This is a genomic window from Thermogemmatispora sp., assembly GCF_019683755.1.
Classification (GTDB): domain Bacteria; phylum Chloroflexota; class Ktedonobacteria; order Ktedonobacterales; family Ktedonobacteraceae; genus Thermogemmatispora.
In genome coordinates this window covers 1-19,781 of the sequence record NZ_JADGHT010000017.1, presented here as the reverse complement: position 1 = coordinate 19,781, position 19,781 = coordinate 1, and the positions used below count along the sequence as shown (strand labels likewise).

The window sequence follows — 19,781 nt, the reverse complement described above, 5'->3', positions numbered from 1 at the left end:
GCAGCCTCGCTGGCTAGCAGGCTGCTGCCTCCTTGACTTTCCTCTTTAATTATATTACTATATAGTCATGAAGTCAAGGGCAAGGGTAACAACCTACAGCCCATAGTCATCACTCGCAGTGAGAAAGGGGAGTATCTTGACAGAGAAGAGACTCTCTGTGGCTCAGGAAACGGAGGAGCGGCGACCGCAAGATCTCAGCGCTGCAGCGCGCTGGAAGCAGATGAGCAGCGAGGGAGGCTTTCCTGATCCGCTATTGGAGCTGATTGCGGCGCGCTTTCGCCTCTTGGGAGAGCCGCTGCGTCTCAAGCTCCTGGCGGCTCTGACGGGCGGTGAGCGCAGCGTTAGCGAGCTGGTGGCCGTGACAGGAGCCAGCCAGCCGAACGTTTCCAAGCACCTGGCGGCTCTCATGCAAGGGGGACTTGTCAAGCGGCGCAAAGTGGGCACGAGCATCTACTATGCGCTTGCCGATCCCAGTGTTCTGACGCTCTGTGACATTGTCTGCGCTGGCGTCCAAGAGCGCTTTACCACACTGGCTCAGAGCCTCCAGTAACTGCCCGTAGTAGAAGGCGGTTCACCCGCTTGTCCAGGCTGGCGGCGGCTCCGTCGTAACTTCCGTTTGAGGTCCAGCTTTCGCTTGCGTTCGCCGGCGAGCCTGGCCATTGCTGGTTGTGTGAACCACAATCAGGCTTACTCAGCCAGCGAACCTGGTTCTGCAAGAGAGAACATCTCTCAGTGACCAACATGCCATACCGAGGAAGGAGGAAGAAGGCCGATGGCAAGTTACGGTTTTGGGGCAACCTTGGCCCTACCCTATGAGCAAGCGATTGAGCGTGTCAAAGAGGCTCTCAAGGCGGAAGGGTTCGGCGTTCTGACTGAGATCGACGTGAGGCGGACCCTACGCGAAAAGCTGGGGCTAGAGACGGCGCCCTATGTGATTCTGGGAGCCTGCAATCCGCACCTGGCTCATCGCGCCCTGGAGATCGAGCCAGAGCTTGGTCTCCTGCTTCCCTGCAACGTTGTGGTGCGTGCCGTTGAGAATGGCAGCCGCGTTGAAATCGCTGATCCACAGGCCATGCTGGCGCTCAGTGGCAATGCGCAGCTTGACCAGCTCGCCCAGGAGGCGCGGGCACGGCTACAGCGTGTGCTCGCTGCCCTTGCTCCACTGAGCACCTCCTCCGCATGAAGGCTTGCCGCATGTGTCCTGGTGTCCTATAATGAGGGGCAGTGTTCCGCAGTGAACATATCGTCATAACCATAGCCGCACAAGCGGACGCAAGCGAACTGGGCCAGGCTGAGGAGGAGTATGCCAACACCGCAACAATTGACGCCTGGACCGACGCCGCTCTATCATCAACTCAAGCAGATCCTGCGTGGTGAGATCGAGCGTGGTGTCTATCGTCCTGGCGACCGCCTGCCGACCGAGCAGGAGCTAATGCAGACCTATGGAGTCAGCCGCATTACGGTGCGCCAGGCCCTTAACGAACTGGAAGATGAGGGCCTGGTCGTCCGGCGTCATGGTAAAGGCACCTACGTAGCCGAGAGGCGCATCGAGCAGAGCCTTGTCCGCCTGACCGATTTTGTCGAAGATATGGAGCTGGCCGGCCTCGAGCCATCCTCTCGGGTGCTCGCGTTTCAACGTGAGGCTGCCAGTCGCGCCGTTGCCGTGGCCCTGGGCCTGCGCGAGGGCGAGGAGGTGATGCGTCTTGATCGCCTGCGTCTGGCCAATGGCCGCCCCATCGCCTTCGATATCACCTGGCTGCCAATGCGCTTCGGCGTGCTCCTGCCTGAAGAGGAGCTGAGCCGCGAGACAATTTATCATTTACTGGAGTCTCGCTATGGCATTCCCATTGAGGCCGGCACTTTTGAGATTACGGCGGTCAACGCGACGTCCGAGCAGGCGCGCCTGCTAGAGGTGTCGGTGGGGACTGCCCTACTGCTGATTCGCCGTCTCTCCTGTACCGGGGGCAATGCACCTGTTTATATACAAGAACGCTATTATCGGCCCGACCGTGTGAGCTATCGGCTGTGCCTGCAGCGCCGCAGCAGTACGGGGGGCCGTCCGCCGACAATCAGCGAGCTGCGCCCAATTTTCGCCGAAGCCGGGAGCGCCAGCCCTGTAGAAACCCACGACCTAACAGAGAGTACCCAGACAGAGCCTGGGGGGGACTAGTGCTGGCTCCGCTAGACAAAGAGAAAGTTCATCTTCTTAATGAGGCAACCCGACCCGACCAGTAGGCACAAAAAAACAGAGCCACAGAAGCACACTTCTGTGGCTCTTGTCTTGTGAGGCTCCTCGAGCAGGATTCGAACCTGCAACCCACCGGTTAACAGCCGGTTGCTCTACCGTTGAGCTATCGAGGAACGGGGTCTCACAATGGCTTGCGAGATTATTATAACGTGGACGGCTGAATTAGTCAACACCCTTTTTCTGAGATGACCGGGTCTGATGAGAGCCGCTCGATGCTGCCTCTGGGCGGTGGCAGGCGTCTGAGGGAAAGGACCCGTCGCGAAGGCAGGCGAGGGCACAGCTTGGCTCTGGCTAGACCTGTCGCAGTGAACGTTGTCTGAGCGCGAGACGACCATTGAGTGACCAGCATACCTGGCAGGAGGGCGCGCCCGCCTTGTTAGCCAACGGTGTATCTGGTCAAGGGTTGCTCATAGGAAGCCGGCGCCAGGTGCACGCCGGGGCGGCGGATCACGAGCCAGAAGAGAAGGGCGCCGAGGAGCAGGGCAAGGGCAATGGTGCCCAGCGTGCCGGCTAAACAGGGGTGATCTTTCCTTATGTGGATTCTCCTCTGATTGCCAGTTCAACGAGGATCACTCTCAAGAACCCTTCCGTCAGTACTTCTGGGGAAAACGCCTGTTGAATCACAGGAACCCTTTCATAAAAGCTCCGCTAAGCTTTTCACACTGTTGAGATGATCGCTCCAGCTCAGGCTCTTGCTTTCCGCAATGGTTCGCTGCTTGGCTGGTCTTACGAACTGATCACAAAAGGGCTTAGGTCCAGGCTCGACGGCCTGGCGACGTTGCAACTTCGCTACTCAGGTGTTCTACTATTTCTCAGGAGCTGGCGGATACGGTATTCGCCGCAAAAAAGTTCAGGTTCTCTCCTGATGGCAGCGGCCTGCTCTTACGCTAGAGTAAAGAGTGTCGAGAGCGCATCTGAGAGACCTGAGAAGGCGGAGAGCAGATTTTGCCCAGAGGAGTGCAATGGAAAAGCAGATATTGCGTGAGTGCAGAGCGGTGCGCTGGCCGTTAGCGCTAAGTGTGCTGGCTGGCCTGCTGGCGCTGCTAGCGACCGTGGGGCAGATGGCCTTACTAAGCTGGATCGTCGCACAGGTCTTTCTTGGGCGCGCTGGCCTGCGGCAGGTCGCAGCAGCCCTGGTGGCTCTACTAGTAACCATCTGTTTACGGGCGGGGCTGGTCTGGTTGCGCGAGTTCTGGGCGCGGCGGGCTGGCAGCCGAGTCAAAAGCGAAATGCGCCAGCGCCTCTTTGCTCATCTGCTACGGCTCGGACCGCTCTTTGTACGCGATGAGCGCAGCGGTGAACTGGTCGCTACGTTGAATGAGGGCTGCGAGCGCTTGGAGACCTATGTCGCTCGCTATCTGCCACAGACCGTTTGGAGCCTGGTCATTCCGCTCCTCTTGCTGGCCATTATGTGGCCGCTCGATCATCTCAGCGTTCTGCTCCTGCTGATCACCGGGCCGGTCATTCCTATCCTGATGATCGCCGTCGGCAGCTATTCCCAGAAGCATATTCAGCGCCAGTGGACGACTCTCGCTCGCCTGAGCGCCCATTTCCTAGATACGATTCAGGGCCTTGTTACCCTCCACCTCTTTGGGCGCAGCGGGGCTCAGGAGGCGCGCGTGGCTCGCTTGAGCGAGGAGTATCGTCGCCGCACGCTGAAAGTGCTGCGCTACGCCTTCCTCTCTGGCGCGGTCCTGGAGTTCATGACTATGCTGGCCATCGGCCTGATTGCTGTCTTCCTGGGCGTCCGTCTGATCAATAGAGAAATACCTTTTGTGCAGGCTTTTCTTGTTCTACTTCTCGTACCAGAATTTTATCGCCCGCTGCGTGAGTTAGGCACCCACTATCATGCCGGCATGGAGGGGCGTGTCGCGGCCAAGCGCATCTTTGAAATCCTGGCCACCGAGCCGGCGGTCAACGAGCCAGCAACGACCCCGTCGCCGCTGCCTGTTGCACCGTTGACAATCACCTGCGAGCACGTGACCTGTCGCTACGCCGGCAGCGAGCGTCCAGCGCTGCAGAATCTGACCTTTACCCTGCCAGCGGGTTCTTGCACTGCTCTGGTTGGGCGCAGCGGAGCGGGCAAAAGTACACTTGTCAATCTCCTGCTGCGCTTCATAGAGATCGAAAGTGGGGCCATCCTGGTCAATGGGCTGCCGCTCGATCGCCTGCCGGCAGACCTGTGGAGGGAGTATGTGGCCTTGGTACCGCAGCGTCCCTATCTCTTCAGTGGCAGCATACGCGACAATTTGCGTCTGGCGCGACCGGAGGCCAGTGACGACGAGATCGAGAGCGCCGCTGAGCTGGCGGGAGCGGCGTCTTTCATCCGCGAGCTGCCCCGGGGGTATGATACCGAAGTTGGCGAACAGGGCCTGCGACTGAGTGCTGGGCAGCTTCAGCGCCTGGCTGTAGCGCGAGCTTTCCTCAAGCAGGCGCCGCTGCTCATCCTGGATGAGCCGACCTCTAGCCTTGATCCCGAGAGCGAGACCCTGTTACGCGAGGCGCTGACTCGTTTACGTCGCGAACGTACCGTACTGGTCATTGCCCATCGTATCAACACCGTGGCCGCTGCCGATCAGGTGCTGGTTCTTGATGGCGGGCGCCTGGTCGAGGTGGGCGAACCGGCAGCGCTGCTGGAGCAGCCTACCAGTGCCTACGCGCAATTGATGACGGCTCGTATGCGTGGGGCTGGGGCCTTACCCGGAAAGGAGGCCGAGGCGCTATGACTCGCAAACGATCAGTTGCGCTAAGAACAGCCTGGCGTCTGCTGGCCTTTTTACGTCCTTTCATTCCTCAGATTGTGGTGACGGTGCTGCTGGGAGGCATCATGATTGTGGCCAATATGCTCTTGCTGAGTATGGCCTCCTATCTGATCGCCGGGGCGGCCATCGTGACCATGATAGTCCTGCTAAGCATCCCAATCACGATCGTGCGCCTGATGGGCCTGGTGCGGGCGTCGGCCCGTTATGGGGAGCGTCTGCTCTCGCATAACGTTACTTTCCGCCTGCTGGCTCACATCCGCGTCGCTGTCTATCGGCGGCTGGCGCCACTGGCCCCGGCTCGCCTGCTCCAGTTGCGTAGTGGCGACCTGTTGGCGCGCCTGGTCTCGGATGTGGACGAGCTGCAGAATCTCTATCTGCGGGTAGTGGCGCCGGTACTAGTGGCAGTCCTCGTCACCATCGTGACCTACTGGCTCTTTGCAGTCTTTGACCCTGCCCTGGCCTTGATAGCAGTGGCCTTCCTGGTGATCAGCGGTCTGGCGCTGCCGCTGCTGGCTTTGCGCCTGACGCGCGGGCTGGGCCGTGAGCAGCTTGCCTTACGTGGCCGAGTCAATGTGCACATCGTCGAGAGCCTGCAGGGCATGAGCGATCTGTTAGCCTACGGGCAGGCGACCCGCCGTCGCGAGGAGCTGGCTGCCTGGGAGAAGCGACTTGATCGCCTTCAGAGGCGTCTGGCCGTAGCGGGTGGCTTACAAGAAGGGCTACAGGAGCTACTGACGGGCCTGGCCGTTTGGAGCATTCTGGTACTTGCTATTCCCCTGGCGGTGAGCGCCCAGATCAATCGCGTCTATCTTGGTTTCCTGGCTATGCTCATGTTGGCCGCTTTCGAGGCCATTACGCCGCTAGCTCAAGCTTTTGGCCAGCTTGGTCACTCTCTGGCGGCTGGTGAGCGCCTCTTTCGCATCATTGATATGCCTCCCACCGTCAGCGATCCGCCGCAGCCCAGAGCGTTGCCGGCCAGCTCCTCGCTGGAACTGGCCTTTGAAGGAGTGCAGTTCCGCTACGAAGAGCAAGGCCAGCAAAGAACGCTCACCGATATCTCTTTTCGTGTTCCAGCAGGGGCACGCGTAGCGATCGTCGGCCCTAGCGGTGCCGGCAAAAGTACCCTGCTCCGGCTCGTCCTGCGCTTCTGGGATCCACAGGCGGGGCGTATTCTCCTGGATGGCCAAGACCTTCGCTCCTTTGCCCTGGCCGATCTGCGCCGCCTGATGGGAGTCGTTACCCAGGATACCTATCTCTTCAACGACACTATCCGCGGCAATCTGCTCCTGGCGGCGCCTTCGGCCACAGAAGAGCAGCTCTGGCGCGCACTGGCGCTAGCTCAGCTTGACGACTTTGTTCGCCAGCTACCTGCCGGCCTCGACACCTGGGTCGGAGAGCAAGGCCTGAAGCTGTCGGGCGGCGAGCGTCAGCGTCTGGCCATAGCTCGCGCTCTGCTCAAAGATGCACCGATTCTCTTGCTTGATGAAGTGACTGCCCATCTAGACCGGCTAACTGAGCAGGCTCTGCTTGAGGCACTGAATACCTTGATGGAAGGTCGTACGACGCTGCTCGTGACCCATCGTCTCCTGAACATGGAACGCATGGATGAGATCCTTGTACTGGATGAAGGGCGCATTGTTGAGCGAGGCAGGCACGAGCAGCTCCTTGCCCGTGATGGTCTCTATCGACGCTTGTGGGAAGTGCAAAACGCCCTGCTGCCGCTAGCCTGATCGCCTGCAGGAGAGAAAACAGCCGGCATGTCCGGCCAGCGGTCTAGCCGGCTTTGGACTTATGGACTGGAGTAACAATAGCAGAGGCGTTTCGGTCAGTCTGTGGGAGGTTTTGCCTGCATATGGATCTATCAACCATCTTATCGCGTGTCCAATTCGCCTTTACCGTAGGCTATCACTATATCTTTCCCCAAATCACAATGGGGTTAGCCTTCTTGATCGTCCTCTTAAAGACGCTCTACCTGATCAAGAAGGACGAGCGCTACAACATCAGCGCCCGTTTCTGGGCCAAAATCTTCGCCACCAGCTTTGTGCTAGGCGTTGTCACCGGCATTCCGATGGAATTCCAGTTTGGCACCAACTGGGCGCGCTTCTCGGCCTATGCCGGCGACATCATTGCCCAGACACTGGCAATGGAGGGCGCCTTTGCCTTCTTCCTGGAGTCGGCTTTTCTCGGTGTCTTCCTCTTCGGTGAAAAAGTCTTTGGGCAGAAAGTGCACTGGTTTGCTGCCGTCATGGTCTGGCTCGGCACCTGGGCCTCTGGCGCCTTCATTGTGGCCTCGAATGCCTGGATGCAGCACCCTGTCGGCTACACCATCGTTGGCAACCGCTTGCACATCTCCAACTACTGGGAGGTCTTGCTCAACCCCTGGATCTTCCCGCAGTACCTGCACACCATGAGCGGAGCGGTTGTCACCGGGGCCTTCATCATGGCTGGGCTAGGGGCCTACTACTTGCTGGCCAAGAGCCACATTGACTATGGGCGTATCTTTGTGACCCTGGGTGTCATCGTCGGCCTCATTGCCAGCATCATCCAACTCTATCCCAGCGGCGACCTTGAGGGCCAGCAGGTCGCTAAATACCAGCCGGCCAAGTTGGCGGCCTTCGAAGGCCTCTTTCACACTGAACAGGGAGCAGGCATCGTCATTCTGGGCCAGCCCAATACGGCCACTGGCCAACTTGATAACCCGCTGATTGTGCCCAAGGTTCTCAGTTTTCTGACCTATCGCCGTTGGGAGGCTGTCGTCAAGGGCCTGGACGCCTTTCCACCGAATCAGCGGCCCGACTCAATCGAGCTGCTCTACTATAGCTATCACATCATGGTCGGTCTGGGCACCTTCTTTATTCCGATCATGGGGGTGGCCTGCCTGCTCTGGTTCTGGAAACGGCGTCTCTTCACAACGCGCTGGATGCTGTGGATCTTGATGCTGGCCACGCCTTTCCCAGTCATTGCCAATACCGCGGGCTGGTTCACAACCGAGCTGGGGCGCCAGCCCTGGATCATCTACGGCTTGCTGCCCACGGCACAAGGCTCGTCGGCTAACTTATCGGCCGGTAATGTCCTCTTTACCCTCATCGGCTTTGCCGGTATGTACCTGCTGCTTGGGCTGCTCTACGTGGTACTCTCCGTTACTGAGGCCCTCAAAGGACCGGAGAGCGGCGAGGGCGAGGAGGCCGGGATCGAAACAGAGGGCGGTTTGCCCGGACTGGCTACCGGTACGGTAGCCGAAGGCTAGCGCACTGGCTGAGGGAGGTTAAGGCTGATGGCAACCCTTTGGTTTATTCTTGTCGCCTTCATGCTAACGATGTACGTTCTGCTGGATGGCTTCGATCTGGGAGCCGGCATCATTCACCTGATCGCTGCCCGCACCGACCAGGAACGACGCCTGATCCTGCGCGCCATTGGGCCGGTATGGGATGGAAATGAGGTCTGGATTATCGCCGCCGGTGGTACCCTCTTCTTCACTTTCCCAGTTCTCTATGCCTCCAGCTTCAGCGGCTTCTACCTGCCGCTCTGTATTGTGCTCTGGCTGCTGATGTGGCGGGGCGTCTCTATCGAGTTGCGCTCACGCGTGCCTAGTCCCGTCTGGGCCTCCTTCTGGGACGGCATGTTCTTTATTGGCAGCACACTGCTGGCCATTTTCTATGGTGCTGCCCTGGCCAATGTCATCCGCGGCGTGCCGCTTGATGAACATGGCGTTTTCTTTGAGCCGCTATGGACCGATTTCAACCCCTTTAGCAAGACGCCCGGCATTCTGGACTGGTATACCATCCTGATCGGGCTGATGGCCGCCAGCACCCTGACCATGCACGGAGCAGCCTATATAGCGCGTAAGACCGATGGCGCCCTCAATGCGCGTGCACGCCGCATCCTGCGCATTAGCTGGCCGATAACCATCGTGCTGACTGTGATGAGTACGATTGCGACCTTTGCTGTGCAACCGCAGATCTATGCCAGTTTCAATGCGCGTCCCTGGGGAGCCATCTTCCCTCTGATTGCTTTCCTCGGTCTGCTCGGTGTGGGACACTTTGCTTTCCGCAATCGCGACCTGGCGGCCTTCTTCTCCTCCTGCGCCTTCATTGCCGGGATGCTGGCTAGCTCGGCGTTTGGCCTCTATCCCGATGTACTGCCCGCTGTCGAACCTGCCCATAGCCTGACCATCTACAATGCCTCGGGCAGTCCCTACGGTCTGACTGTAGGCTTGATCTGGTGGATCATTGGCATCGTGCTGGCGGCGATCTACTTCGTCTTTACCTATCGCCTCTTCTGGGGCAAGGTAACGGCCAAGGAAGAATACGGCGGCTACTAGCGCCGAGAGAAAGCACAGACCTATCATAACGCTGCCGAATGTGAAGCGCTGGCCTCGCCGAGCAGCCCTGGCGGGGCCAGCACTGTGCTATACTGTACTATCCAGGCCAGTCGAAGCAGTCCGCTGCTCTACCTGTTGCACCTTTCTTCCTTGCTCGTCTAGCGATCGATCTGCCAGAATGGAGGACGAAGAGGAGGAAAAGGGGCAAGAGCAAAGCACTAGCCAGAGACGGAGGGAACATGCTCAGCAGCGCCCAAGATTACCGCGCTATCTGGGAACAATTTGTACTGCGGGGCCGTCTGCAAGACGACCTGCTGCCGCCGGCTCTCGCCCAAGCATGGCGGCGCTGCGCGGCGCTGGGCCTTGATCCCTATAGCCAACCGCCTGACCCTGATCCCCCCGGCTTCTCGGCCACGCAGCCGCTCTCGCGGCGTCTGTTGGCCCTCATTCGACCGGCGATGGAGGACCTCTATCAGTTCATCGAAGGGTCCGATTGCCTGGTAGCCTTCGCCAACGCTGAGGGGCGCATCATTGATCTGATCGGTGATCGCGAAACGCGAAGCCGGCTTGAACCCCTGGGGATGCGGGTCGGGGCGTTGTGGACTGAGGAACTGCAAGGAGCAAACGCCTTAGCCCTGGCGCTTCAGGAATCCTTCCCTATGCAGCTAGAGGGTGCGATGCACTACCGCGCTGCCTTGCATAACCTCTACACCGCTGCCGCGCCGGTGCATGATCCCCTTGGGCAGGCCGTCGGCGTGCTGGCAGTTGTAGGCCCCCGTGACCAGGCTCATGTGCACACCTTAGGAATGGTGGCCGCGGCTGCCCAGGTGATCAGTGGTCAGCTCCAAATGCAAGTCTGGCTTGGCAACGCCAACGAGCTGCTTGCCGAACTCAAAATCATTCTCCAAAGCCTGCCAGAAGGCATTCTCCTGCTGCGGCGCGATGGCGTCATCTCCCAGATGAATGGGCCTGCTGGCGCCCTGCTAGGCCTTGTGCCGGCGCGCGTCATGGGGAGACGACTGCGCGACGTCCTGCCACTCCCCTCGCTGCTTCAACAGGCGCTGACCTGTCAGCAGCCCCTGAACGAAGAAGAGCTAGTCTTTGAGACGACACGCGGGCGCGTCACTTGCCTCTGCTCACTCAAACCCATCGCTCTCACGGCTAGCGCGGCTGGCGAACCTGAACCCATCTTCGGACGCCTGACTGCGGGAGCAGGTACCATCTCTGGCGGCCCGCTGATCTCCGATGGCTTTGTACTGATCCTGCGCAGCATTGAACGCGTGCAGAAATTGGTCAATAGGATGACCGGTACGCGGGCGCGCCTGACCTTTGCCAACGTGGTGGGAAACAGCGCTCCTCTACAAGAAGCCTTGCGTCTGGCCCGCCTGGCCTCGCATAGCAATTCTACTGTGCTCTTACACGGCGAAACCGGCGTCGGCAAGGAAATCTTTGCCCAGAGCATTCACAATAACAGCCCGCGGGCCGATGGGCCTTTTGTGGCTATCAACTGCGCTGCCATTCCGCGTGAGCTGATCAATACCGAGCTGTTCGGCTACGAGGGTGGCTCTTTCACTGGAGCCGACCGCCAGGGACGCTCGGGCAAGTTTGAGCAGGCTCATGGCGGTACGCTCTTCCTTGATGAGATCGGTGATATGCCTCTTGACCTGCAGACCACCCTCCTGCGAGCGATCGAAACGCGTACCATCATGCGCATCGGAGGCCAGCGTCTCATTCCCGTCGACGTGCGGATCATCGCAGCCACTCATAAGGACCTGCGCGAGGAGGTCCGGCGGGGGACCTTCCGCTCCGATCTCTTTTATCGCCTCAATGTCCTATCCATTCATATTCCGCCTCTACGCGCACGCCTGGAAGATCTTCCTCTGCTTGTAGAACATTTTCTACAGCGTCAGAGCCAGACATTGGGACGCTCCTTTCGCATTACACCGGAGGCACTGAGCCTGATGGAGCGCTATAGCTGGCCAGGCAATGTGCGCGAGCTGGCAAACCTCCTGGAGCGCCTCACCTATCTGGCGCGCTCCGATACCATTACCATCCAGGATCTGCCACCGGAGATCCGCCAGCCAGCGGAGAGTGACACGACCAATGCGACCTTAGCGCCGTCTTCAGCGACGTCGCTGCCTAAGCCACAGAACCAAGCGGCTGACGCTATCTGGCAAGCGGAGCCATCCCTGTCCACACCAACTTTGCACCCACTCAAAGAGCGCAGTCGCTCGACGGAAGCCAGCGCCATTCTCCAGGCATTGGAACACTGCCAGGGCCGTCCGAGTGCGGCGGCGCGCCTGCTGGGCATCAGTCGAACGACTCTCTGGCGCAAGATGGTCCGCTATGGTCTGCGCCCCGCTCCAGTCACATCGGTATCCTCAACTGTTGACCAGGGCGAAGTGTTTCCGCCATGAAACACTTAACGTTTCAATAATGAAACTGGAGCTGGCAATCGTTGCAACAATGTAACATGGAGCCAGACAATAGTGAGGCGCTGCGTGAGCGTGCAGCGCCCGCTGGCGGTTGTCCCTCGTTGCTATTGGGGAAGTGGCACGAATCTTGCATGTCTTCTGAAGAAGAGACAGGCAAAGCCAGAGGCTCTCATCTGTAGAGGGTGGGTGGTGGGCAGGCGTCCGCTTAGCCAAGCTGGAGCGGCCAGCGATGGTGGCGAAAAACCTGCTGGGGCGGTAGCGAAGCGGCAACCGGCAGACGGGCGGGCGGCTCTGAAAGCAAAGCGGCAAGCAGACGAGCAAGGCAGCAGAGCCGCTGTTCCATGAACAGGGGAGGGCAAAGGAGCGGCCCTCGACTTCTGGGAAAAGGAGGCAGCATGAAAAAGCTCATCAACAGTCCAGAGACAGTCGTCAAAGAAGCGCTAGAAGGCATGGCAGCCATGCATCCCGAGCTAATCCGCGTCGATCTAGAGAATCAGATCATTGTACGGGCGGACGCGCCGGTACGCGGCAAAGTAGGCGTTGTCTCGGGGGGAGGCAGCGGTCATGAGCCGATGCATGGAGGGTTTGTCGGGCGGGGCATGCTCGACGCAGCCTGTCCAGGTGCCATCTTTACATCACCAGTACCCGATCAGATCCTGGCGGCCATGCGAGCAGTCAACGGTGGGGCGGGCGTCTTTCAGATCATCAAAAACTACACGGGCGACGTCCTCAACTTTGAAATGGCGGCGGAGCTGGCCCAGGCTGAGGGAATTGAAGTCGCCAGTGTCATCACCAACGATGACGTTGCCGTGCAGGACAGTCTCTACACTGCCGGTCGGCGCGGTGTCGGGGTTACAGTCCTGCTGGAGAAAATCGTTGGGGGGCTCGCTGAGAGTGGCGCCCCGCTAGAACAAGTTGCGGCTCTTGCCAAGCGTGTCAACGAGCAGGGTCGCAGCATGGGTATGGCCCTGACCTCCTGCACTGTCCCCGCTAAAGGCACGCCCACCTTTGAGCTGGGGGAGGACGAAATGGAGATCGGCATCGGCATTCATGGCGAGCCAGGTCGGCGGCGCGTCAAACTGGCGCCGGCTGCCGACATTGTCGAGATGCTGGCCAACCCCATTATCGAGGACCTCGGCCTTAAGGCTGGTGAGCGCGTCCTCGCCTTTGTCAATGGCATGGGGGGCACGCCCTTGATCGAGCTATATGTAGTCGCCCGTGAACTGGCGCGCATCCTCAAGGGGCGCAATATTACGATCGCTCGCTCCCTGGTAGGCAGCTACATCACCTCCCTAGAGATGGCCGGCTGCTCTATTACGCTGCTGCGTGTCGATGATGAGATGCTGCGCTACTGGGATGCTCCCGTTTTGACTCCAGCGCTACGCTGGGGCGTCTGAAGCTAGTCAGAGTGATCGCAACGGCCTCGCTCGCTCGCTCGCTGGTTGTACTGGTCGTGACAGAGAGGCCGCGCTGAGCGACAAGCTGCCAACAAGAGCAGGGCAAGGGCCTACCTATTCCCTAGCGCCCACCCCTTGCCTTGCTCCGCACCCTGTGCTGCCTAGGCGGTCGGTCCCTCTCGGGCCGTGCGTTGATCTGGGACTAAGCCGGAGAGCAAACGGAAGCCCAGGCCAGACAGGCGAGCGGAACGCGAGGTCCCATCATCTCCCGATTTGGCTGGGAGCAGACCTGTGCTGCCAGGGCGGCCCGCCCGCACCCGCTCGTACCGCAACACTACGGAGGAGAGCAGGCTATGCCAATCACAACAGAGGATGTCTTACGCTGGATAACGCAAACGGCCCAGGTGTTTCACGAGCAGCGTGATTATCTGACCCAGCTTGATGCCCCGATCGGCGACGCTGATCACGGGGTCAACATGGATCGCGGTTTCCGAGCCGTTCTTGACAAGCTACCCTCGCTGAGCGGCATGGATATCGGTTCAATTCTGAAGACTGTAGGAACGACCCTGGTCTCCACTGTGGGTGGCGCCAGCGGTCCACTCTACGGGACGGCTTTTCTGCGTGCAGGCGTGGTGACCGCCGGCAAACATGAGCTGGACGAGGCGGACATCGTTGAAATGCTGCAGGCTGCCCTAGATGGCATTAAGGCCCGCGGCAAGGCCCACACCGGAGAAAAGACAATGGTGGATGCCCTGGAGCCGGCTCTGGCGGCGGCGCGTAAAGCGCAAGAAGAGCATGAGGGCTTGTCTATGCTCCTGCGCCGCGCCGCTGAAGCCGCTGAGGAGGGCATGAAGGCCACGATCTCCATGCAGGCCACTAAGGGCCGGGCCAGTTACCTGGGCGAGCGCAGCATCGGTCATCAGGACCCGGGTGCTACCTCTAGCTGGCTGCTATTGAAAACGCTTGCCGAGATTGCTGGCTAAGCTGCCTGAACTGTACCAAAACAAGGCCTAGGCTCTACGGCCCAACGCAGGCCCTCACTATCTTTTTGTGTGTCTCTTGGCTTGGCTAAAAGCTTGCCCTTTCGAGTTAAAGAGGGCTGTTCGTGCTTGCAAGCTGAGGGGGACAACAGAGACATAGCCTCTCGCAGAGCCTCAGTCGGCCTTAACAGTAGGATCAGCCCAGCCGCTGGAAGGGGATAAGTGTGCAGGTTAGGCTGAGCAGGCGATCATGCGGAACCGCGGCAGGAGGCCCGGAGCCGGCCCTCCTCTGTTGCTCATGGCGAGGAGAGTATCTGATGACGGTTGGCTTAGTGATTGTCTCGCATAGCGCGCGTCTGGCTGAAGGTGTAGCAGAGCTAGCAGGCCAGATGGCGCAGGGAAAGGTCGTGATTGTGCCGGCGGGGGGCACTGCCGAAGGAAGGCTTGGGACCTCGGTGGACAAGATCCTGCAGGCCCTACGCCAGGCGGCCAACCCCTCGGGGGTCCTGATCTTGCTTGATCTTGGCAGTGCCGGCATTGCGGCTGAGATGGCCCTAGAACTCTTCAGGCAAGATCAGGAGTGCCCGGTGATGATTAGTAGTGCCCCTTTGGTCGAAGGAGCAGTAGTAGCCGCTGTCGAGGCTTCGATCGGCAGCCCGTTACAGGCCGTGGCCGAGGCGGCAGCGGCGGCTACCAGTCTGCCGAAGCTGCCTTCTTCAGCAGGAGGACCAGCAGCCGAGGAGATGCCTCCTGCTGATCAGCAAACGTAAGGGCCGGCCGCTGTGCCTGTCGAGAAGAGAGGCCCGGCCAGGGCGCCTACAGGCGCCCCCTGGCCAGGGGCCAACTCCAAGCAGAGTGGAGAGGAGAGACTCCCTTGCCGGCAGCGGCGAGGGAAGGAAGGGAGAAAGAGACACTCATGCCCGTGGTAGAACGCAGCCTGATCATTACCAATAAAGTTGGTTTGCATGCCCGTCCGGCCCGCTTATTGGTGCAAACGGCGGCCCTCTTTCAGTCGCAGATCTTGCTCCAGTGTGGGACCCAGACGGTAAATGCCAAGAGCATCGTGGGCGTGCTGCGCCTGGGGGCGCGCTGTGGAAGCACTATTCGTTTACGCGCCGAGGGAGAAGACGCCGAGGAGGCGGTACGCTCGATTGCCGACTTAGTCCTGCGCAATTTCGATGAGGACGCAGAAGACGAGGAAAGTCCAACCAGGCCACAGGGCGGACACACGGGGACAGAGGGGGCCTCTGGTGGAACCTCGGCCTAGGCGGCCTCTTGCCAGAGCTGGCGTGCGCTGCTACTGACCAGTACACAGCCGGTCGCCAGGAGCTTGGCCACCTCCTGAGGCGTGCGGATGAAGCCGCCTGCGATGAAGGGACCAGGAAGAAGAGCACGGACGGTGCGGGCGAAGTCGGGAAAGATGATCCCGGGAAGCACTTCGATCAGGTCGGGCTGGGCCCGCGCGATCTGGCGCATGCAGCTCACCACTGCCGACTCTTCAGTTAAAAGAAGCGGTTGAATGGTGAGCAATCCCTCAGCTCTGGCCGCGCTCACCAGGAGGGGGCGACTGGTAATCACGGCGTCAAGGCCGATCTGGCGCAGATAAGCGAGGCCAGCGCGATCCTTGCCAATCCCGGCCAGCAGGTCGAGATGGGCTACGATCCCCTTTCCTCGCGCATGGGCCTGCTCGATCAGCGGCGCGAGGGCAAAAGCATCGCCGTGGAGCGCAAAGAGCAGGCAGGCCCGGCTCTCTAGCGCCGGGAACCAGTCTTGCTCTGCTTTGAGAGCCGCGGCCACCGGATGGAGGCGCGCTAACCTGAGAAACTCGTCTCTGGTCATTACGCTCTCATTGTAGCAAAGAAAGCGTGGCGCCTACCAGGGTACGGCTGCCACTTGACAGAAAGTACCTGGGACAGGTATGATTACTTTTGTAAAGGCTGTCCTAACCAGCAGGTACAGCGCAGCGGGGAGGAGGGTCCTTCTCCCCGGTGTGATTGATCATCGCGAATATCGTCCGGACAGAGACTTGAGAAGTCCTGGCGCTGCCACAGATGTGGCAGGCTCAGGACTTTATTGTTTTTCAGGCGTTTGTCCCAGGCACGTGCGAGATGGGTGATGCGTATGCAGTCCGGTGTATCACTGCTCAACCTACCGGCCTCCAGCGTGCTGGTGCCCGTTGTGGAAACCCGCCCGCGCTTTGTGCAAGCGCTGGAGACGCCGGCGGTGCGGGCTATTCTGCTCAGACACTGCAACCTGTTTGAATTCAAGGCACTGGTTGAGCGCGCCCATCGCAACGGCTATGCCCTCTATGTGAATATGGATCACATTGATGGCGTCAATGCCGATTACGCGGGCCTGCGCCACCTTGCGACTCACTTTCACATCCGGGGCGTCATTTCCAGTCACCCCAGAGTGATGGTGCTGGCTCATGAGCTGGGGCTGGAGGCCATCCAGCGTATCTTCGCCGTCGATTCGACTGGGCTGGAGATGGCCCTGGAGTCGGTGGACCGTGGCGTGGTGGATATGCTGGACTTCACTCCGGCGCATGTGGTGCCTTACATTATGCCTGCACTCAGACCAACCCTTGATCTGCCGTATATGGCATCGGGCTTGCTCTATGGGGCGAATCAGTTGCGCGCCGTACTGGCCAGCGGGGTCCGGGCGGTGGCAGTGACTCGCCTCGATCAATGGTTGCCCGTGCTCAGCGCCTGTAGCTCATCGGCAGAAACGCACTGAGGTGGGTTGGTCGAGCGAGATAGACGCTTGCTCGGCCCATCTCTTCCTCCTCGCTCGCTGATTCGCTTGCGCCACCTGCTGGCTGGATACCTGACCCTAGACAGAGATCGGATCGATCGGATCGACTCAGCGTTGAAGGGTGCTCGCTGCCGTCGCCGGAGCCATTGGGGAAGTGCGCTTGTTCCACTCCGCTCCGCCGGCATATACCGGCCAGAGAGGAGAGCTGCGCGGCGTCCGCGATCGAAGGGTGTTCCGGCAAGGCGGGGTAGGGCTGGCGTGGCCTGGCCCACCAGGTAAGCCGGGAATGGCATCATGATGAGCAGTCTACTCTACATCCTGAAGACCCTGCCAGCCGCTGGTCGGCTGAGCGAGCGGCTCGCTTGCCTGCTGGATGAAGAAGACAGAGGTCTCTCTATGGTGGTGGGTGAGCCGAAGGGGCCTTACTCAGGGCAGCGTGCCTGGCTCATGGCAGCGAAGGCGACGGCGGAAATGGCGCAGAGTGGAGTCGCCTGAAGTCGGTCGGTCCATCTTTGACGGCCCCCACTGGCTCGCTTGCAAGCGGGCTGGTGGGGCAATGTGCGTACGCTGGCTGGCGCTGGGGGCTGATCCTGTTCAGGTGGCGTGGTGGCCATCTGAGCAAGCGCCGCCAGCAGCGGACGTGGCTCGGCCCCAGGCCGGCGCTGGCCAGATCTCTACAGATGGGAGCCATGCAATTGCTATCAGCAACCACACGCCGTCAAAACCTCAACGCACTGCAGCAGGAGCGTTTCGACGTCCTGGTCATTGGGGGCGGAGTGACTGGGGCCGGTGTCGCTCTCGAGGCCGCCGTACGCGGCTACCGTGTTGCTTTAGTCGAAAAGGCTGACTTTGCTGGCGGCACCAGTAGCAAGTCGACCAAGCTTGTTCATGGAGGAATACGCTATCTACCCAATTTTGATTTCCCGCTAGTGCATGAGAGCCTGGTTGAGCGTGGCCTGCTGTTGCACAATGCCCCTTTCCTGGTGCAGCCGCTGGCTTTTGTTCTCCCGCTCTATCGCGGTGATCGCCATCCGGTTGGCATCCCCTTCACGACACCCGGGGGAGTAGGCTTAAGCGCTGTGCTGGATATTGGCTTAACGCTCTACGACCTGATGGCGGGCCGCTATGGCATTGCGCGTCACCGACGCTTGAGCCGTCAGGAGGTGCTGCGCTATGCACCTGATCTGGTGAGTACCAGCCTCAAGGGCGGTTTCCTCTACTATGATGCGCAGACCAACGATGCGCGCCTGACCATGACCCTCATTCGTACGGCGGCCCGCTACGGTGCTGTCATCGCTAACTACTGCGAGGCGGTGGCGCTTCTACTTGATAAAAAAGGGCGTGTCTGTGGGGCGCGCCTGCGCGATAGCCTGGATGGGGCTGAGCTAACGGTCCAGGCGCGTCACGTCGTCAATGCGACCGGCGTCTTCGCGGAGCGGGTCGAGGCCCTCTGTGGACTGCAGCCACGCGTGAGCATCGAACCAAGCAAGGGTGTCCATCTGGTCTTTTCGCGCGAGGATCTCCATGTGGGAGAAGCCGCCGTTGTGCTGCCCGAGACTGAGGACCGTCGCATTCTCTTCATTGTCCCCTGGCAGTCGCGCGTCATTGTCGGTACCACCGATACCGGCTCGGGCGATCTCGATCATCCCCTGCCTGACACTGCAGATATTGCCTACCTGCTGAAGCACCTCAATCGCTACCTCTCGCTCAGGTTGACTCCCGAGCAGATTATCAGCAGCTACGCTGGCTATCGTCCTCTCTTCAAGCCAAGCGAGCAGAGCGGCGCCGATACGGCCCGCCTTTCGCGCACTCACGCTGTGCTGGAGAACGAAGCGGGCCTGGTGACGATTGTGGGGGGAAAGCTCACCACCTATCGGCGTATGGCTCAGGACACGCTTGATCGAATCGACGAGCGCGATGGGCGTCAGCCACGCCATCCGACATTGCGACTACGCTTAGCTGGTAGTGAGGATTGGTCACGCGCGCGATCTGAGCTTGAGCAGCAGGCGACCACTGCTGGTCTGGCGAGCGATATTACTGCCCATCTGTTGCAGAGCTATGGCACCGAGACGCGCACGATCCTGCAACTGATCGCAGATGATCCGATGCTTGCCCAGCGCCTTGTCGCCGATCTGCCTTATATTCGGGCCGAGGTGATCTATGCCTGCCGCTATGAGATGGCCATGACGCCTGCCGATGTTCTAGCCCGTCGGACCTCGCTGATCCTGGAGGACCGGCGACGTGGCTTAGAAGCGCTGGAGACAGTGGCCGCCCTCATGGCGCCCGAGCAAGGTTGGTCGCCCGAGCAAGTGCAGCGTCTCACAGCGGCTTATCGCCAGGAGGTCGAACGTCAGCTTGCCGCCGAGGAAGCACGCCTGAGCGCTTGACAGGTCGCGGGGTCTGGCTGGCGACAGCTTCCCCGCGACTACGCCCTTGTCCGGCCCTCCAGATAGAAGGGCGGCTTACTGGTTGGTGTGCTGCTTCTCTTCTCCTTTCGCCATTTCTCTACTCCCTAACCCAGGCTGGGCTAGAGCGCGGCGCCAGGCCAGAAGCGCTCTTCTCTGCTCTCGCAGCATTGCTGTTACGATTGATTCTCATCTGTCCTCCGTCCTGGCCGAACCCCGTTTGACGTTTTCCTGCTGGCGCACTATCCTTAATTATGAGGATGAGATGAAGAGCAAAGCACCTCTCTGCTTCGCTCCCCGTCAAGGACCTCCGTCCGTCTATGGTGCTGCTCAGCTAGCCAGTTGTCTTGCTCTCGGGGTAGAGCTGGGAGAGTCATGGGTCAAAGGTGGTGTGGTGAGGTGGGGGCCAAGGGAAGCAGGCTGTAGCGGGGTGGCCTGGCAGAGAGTTACAGAAGGGGGAAACGACAACGTGCCAGCCT

The 19,781-nt window shown here is 60.1% G+C and carries 17 protein-coding genes and 1 tRNA gene; 16 read left to right on the top strand and 2 right to left on the bottom strand.

Annotated features, from left to right (window positions below):
- The first annotated feature begins 157 nt into the window (after positions 1–157).
- The 3 genes from IRZ24_RS02715 (at position 158) to IRZ24_RS02705 (ending at position 2,170) form a co-directional block, all read left to right on the top strand.
- Complete coding sequence (locus IRZ24_RS02715) at positions 158–550, top strand: metalloregulator ArsR/SmtB family transcription factor (RefSeq protein ID WP_297160295.1); 393 nt, start codon at positions 158–160, stop codon at positions 548–550.
- Positions 551–772: 222 nt separating this feature from the next.
- Positions 773–1,183 carry a DUF302 domain-containing protein gene (locus IRZ24_RS02710; protein ID WP_297160293.1) on the top strand — a complete coding sequence of 137 codons (411 nt, stop codon included), beginning with the start codon at positions 773–775 and terminating at the stop codon, positions 1,181–1,183.
- 120 nt (positions 1,184–1,303) lie between these two features.
- Positions 1,304–2,170, top strand: a complete 867-nt coding sequence (locus tag IRZ24_RS02705) for a GntR family transcriptional regulator (protein ID WP_297160291.1) — start codon at positions 1,304–1,306, stop codon at positions 2,168–2,170.
- A 119-nt stretch (positions 2,171–2,289) separates the two neighbouring features.
- On the opposite strand, the gene IRZ24_RS02700 is transcribed toward IRZ24_RS02705, so the two are convergent.
- A tRNA-Asn gene (locus tag IRZ24_RS02700) sits at positions 2,290–2,361 on the bottom strand.
- Positions 2,362–2,582: 221 nt separating this feature from the next.
- Between IRZ24_RS02700 and IRZ24_RS02695 the strand changes: the two genes are divergently transcribed.
- The 10 genes from IRZ24_RS02695 to IRZ24_RS02650 all read left to right on the top strand — a co-directional run bounded on the left by IRZ24_RS02695 (position 2,583) and on the right by IRZ24_RS02650 (position 15,410).
- On the top strand, positions 2,583–2,762 hold the full coding sequence (locus IRZ24_RS02695) for a hypothetical protein (RefSeq protein ID WP_297160290.1): 180 nt from the start codon (positions 2,583–2,585) through the stop codon (positions 2,760–2,762).
- 448 nt (positions 2,763–3,210) lie between these two features.
- Positions 3,211–4,974, top strand: a complete 1,764-nt coding sequence (gene cydD / locus IRZ24_RS02690) for a thiol reductant ABC exporter subunit CydD (RefSeq protein ID WP_297160288.1) — start codon at positions 3,211–3,213, stop codon at positions 4,972–4,974.
- A complete protein-coding gene (gene cydC / locus IRZ24_RS02685; RefSeq protein WP_297160286.1) occupies positions 4,971–6,740 on the top strand; it encodes a thiol reductant ABC exporter subunit CydC in 1,770 nt (589 codons plus the stop codon). The genes cydD and cydC overlap by 4 nt, the downstream gene beginning before the upstream one ends.
- A gap of 122 nt (positions 6,741–6,862) precedes the next feature.
- Entirely contained in the window at positions 6,863–8,257 is a 1,395-nt protein-coding gene (locus IRZ24_RS02680; RefSeq protein ID WP_297160285.1) for a cytochrome ubiquinol oxidase subunit I, read from the top strand.
- A 27-nt stretch (positions 8,258–8,284) separates the two neighbouring features.
- Positions 8,285–9,331 (top strand): cytochrome d ubiquinol oxidase subunit II, encoded by a 1,047-nt coding sequence (gene cydB / locus IRZ24_RS02675; protein ID WP_297160283.1) that lies wholly within the window; start codon positions 8,285–8,287, stop codon positions 9,329–9,331.
- Between the two features lie 239 nt (positions 9,332–9,570).
- The gene (locus IRZ24_RS02670) at positions 9,571–11,748 is read left to right on the top strand and encodes a sigma 54-interacting transcriptional regulator (protein ID WP_297160282.1); all 2,178 of its coding nucleotides are present in this window, start codon (positions 9,571–9,573) and stop codon (positions 11,746–11,748) included.
- Positions 11,749–12,161: 413 nt separating this feature from the next.
- Positions 12,162–13,163 (top strand): dihydroxyacetone kinase subunit DhaK, encoded by a 1,002-nt coding sequence (gene dhaK, locus IRZ24_RS02665; protein ID WP_297160280.1) that lies wholly within the window; start codon positions 12,162–12,164, stop codon positions 13,161–13,163.
- 353 nt (positions 13,164–13,516) lie between these two features.
- Entirely contained in the window at positions 13,517–14,146 is a 630-nt protein-coding gene (gene dhaL, locus IRZ24_RS02660) for a dihydroxyacetone kinase subunit DhaL (protein WP_297160279.1), read from the top strand.
- Between the two features lie 314 nt (positions 14,147–14,460).
- Positions 14,461–14,913, top strand: coding sequence for a dihydroxyacetone kinase phosphoryl donor subunit DhaM (gene dhaM, locus IRZ24_RS02655; RefSeq protein WP_297160277.1), 453 nt, complete (start codon positions 14,461–14,463; stop codon positions 14,911–14,913).
- A gap of 146 nt (positions 14,914–15,059) precedes the next feature.
- Positions 15,060–15,410 carry an HPr family phosphocarrier protein gene (locus IRZ24_RS02650; protein ID WP_297160275.1) on the top strand — a complete coding sequence of 117 codons (351 nt, stop codon included), beginning with the start codon at positions 15,060–15,062 and terminating at the stop codon, positions 15,408–15,410.
- Here IRZ24_RS02650 and IRZ24_RS02645 read toward each other — a convergent pair.
- Positions 15,407–15,982, bottom strand: coding sequence for a glycerol-3-phosphate responsive antiterminator (locus IRZ24_RS02645; protein ID WP_297160273.1), 576 nt, complete (start codon positions 15,980–15,982; stop codon positions 15,407–15,409). The genes IRZ24_RS02650 and IRZ24_RS02645 overlap by 4 nt on opposite strands.
- 282 nt (positions 15,983–16,264) lie before the next feature.
- Here IRZ24_RS02645 and IRZ24_RS02640 point away from each other — a divergent pair, with 282 nt between their 5' ends.
- The 3 genes from IRZ24_RS02640 to IRZ24_RS02630 all read left to right on the top strand — a co-directional run bounded on the left by IRZ24_RS02640 (position 16,265) and on the right by IRZ24_RS02630 (position 19,284).
- Positions 16,265–16,879: a glycerol-3-phosphate responsive antiterminator gene (locus IRZ24_RS02640; protein ID WP_297150692.1), complete on the top strand. Its 615-nt coding sequence runs from the start codon at positions 16,265–16,267 to the stop codon at positions 16,877–16,879.
- A 312-nt stretch (positions 16,880–17,191) separates the two neighbouring features.
- On the top strand, positions 17,192–17,392 hold the full coding sequence (locus IRZ24_RS02635; RefSeq protein ID WP_297150689.1) for a hypothetical protein: 201 nt from the start codon (positions 17,192–17,194) through the stop codon (positions 17,390–17,392).
- A gap of 194 nt (positions 17,393–17,586) precedes the next feature.
- The gene (locus IRZ24_RS02630; RefSeq protein ID WP_297160271.1) at positions 17,587–19,284 is read left to right on the top strand and encodes a glycerol-3-phosphate dehydrogenase/oxidase; all 1,698 of its coding nucleotides are present in this window, start codon (positions 17,587–17,589) and stop codon (positions 19,282–19,284) included.
- Positions 19,285–19,781 lie beyond the last annotated feature (497 nt).

Excerpts from the sequence above, each read along its gene's own strand:
- IRZ24_RS02710 (WP_297160293.1), top strand. The coding sequence starts at position 773 with ATGGCAAGTTACGGTTTTGGGGCAACCTTGGCCCTACCCTATGAGCAA.
- dhaL (WP_297160279.1), top strand. The coding sequence starts at position 13,517 with ATGCCAATCACAACAGAGGATGTCTTACGCTGGATAACGCAAACGGCC.
- IRZ24_RS02645 (WP_297160273.1), bottom strand. The coding sequence starts at position 15,982 with ATGACCAGAGACGAGTTTCTCAGGTTAGCGCGCCTCCATCCGGTGGCC.
- IRZ24_RS02670 (WP_297160282.1), top strand. The coding sequence starts at position 9,571 with ATGCTCAGCAGCGCCCAAGATTACCGCGCTATCTGGGAACAATTTGTA.
- IRZ24_RS02630 (WP_297160271.1), top strand. The coding sequence starts at position 17,587 with ATGCAATTGCTATCAGCAACCACACGCCGTCAAAACCTCAACGCACTG.
- IRZ24_RS02640 (WP_297150692.1), top strand. The coding sequence starts at position 16,265 with ATGCAGTCCGGTGTATCACTGCTCAACCTACCGGCCTCCAGCGTGCTG.
- IRZ24_RS02680 (WP_297160285.1), top strand. The coding sequence starts at position 6,863 with ATGGATCTATCAACCATCTTATCGCGTGTCCAATTCGCCTTTACCGTA.
- dhaK (WP_297160280.1), top strand. The coding sequence starts at position 12,162 with ATGAAAAAGCTCATCAACAGTCCAGAGACAGTCGTCAAAGAAGCGCTA.
- IRZ24_RS02635 (WP_297150689.1), top strand. The coding sequence starts at position 17,192 with ATGATGAGCAGTCTACTCTACATCCTGAAGACCCTGCCAGCCGCTGGT.
- cydC (WP_297160286.1), top strand. The coding sequence starts at position 4,971 with ATGACTCGCAAACGATCAGTTGCGCTAAGAACAGCCTGGCGTCTGCTG.
- IRZ24_RS02705 (WP_297160291.1), top strand. The coding sequence starts at position 1,304 with ATGCCAACACCGCAACAATTGACGCCTGGACCGACGCCGCTCTATCAT.
- cydB (WP_297160283.1), top strand. The coding sequence starts at position 8,285 with ATGGCAACCCTTTGGTTTATTCTTGTCGCCTTCATGCTAACGATGTAC.
- cydD (WP_297160288.1), top strand. The coding sequence starts at position 3,211 with ATGGAAAAGCAGATATTGCGTGAGTGCAGAGCGGTGCGCTGGCCGTTA.
- dhaM (WP_297160277.1), top strand. The coding sequence starts at position 14,461 with ATGACGGTTGGCTTAGTGATTGTCTCGCATAGCGCGCGTCTGGCTGAA.
- IRZ24_RS02650 (WP_297160275.1), top strand. The coding sequence starts at position 15,060 with ATGCCCGTGGTAGAACGCAGCCTGATCATTACCAATAAAGTTGGTTTG.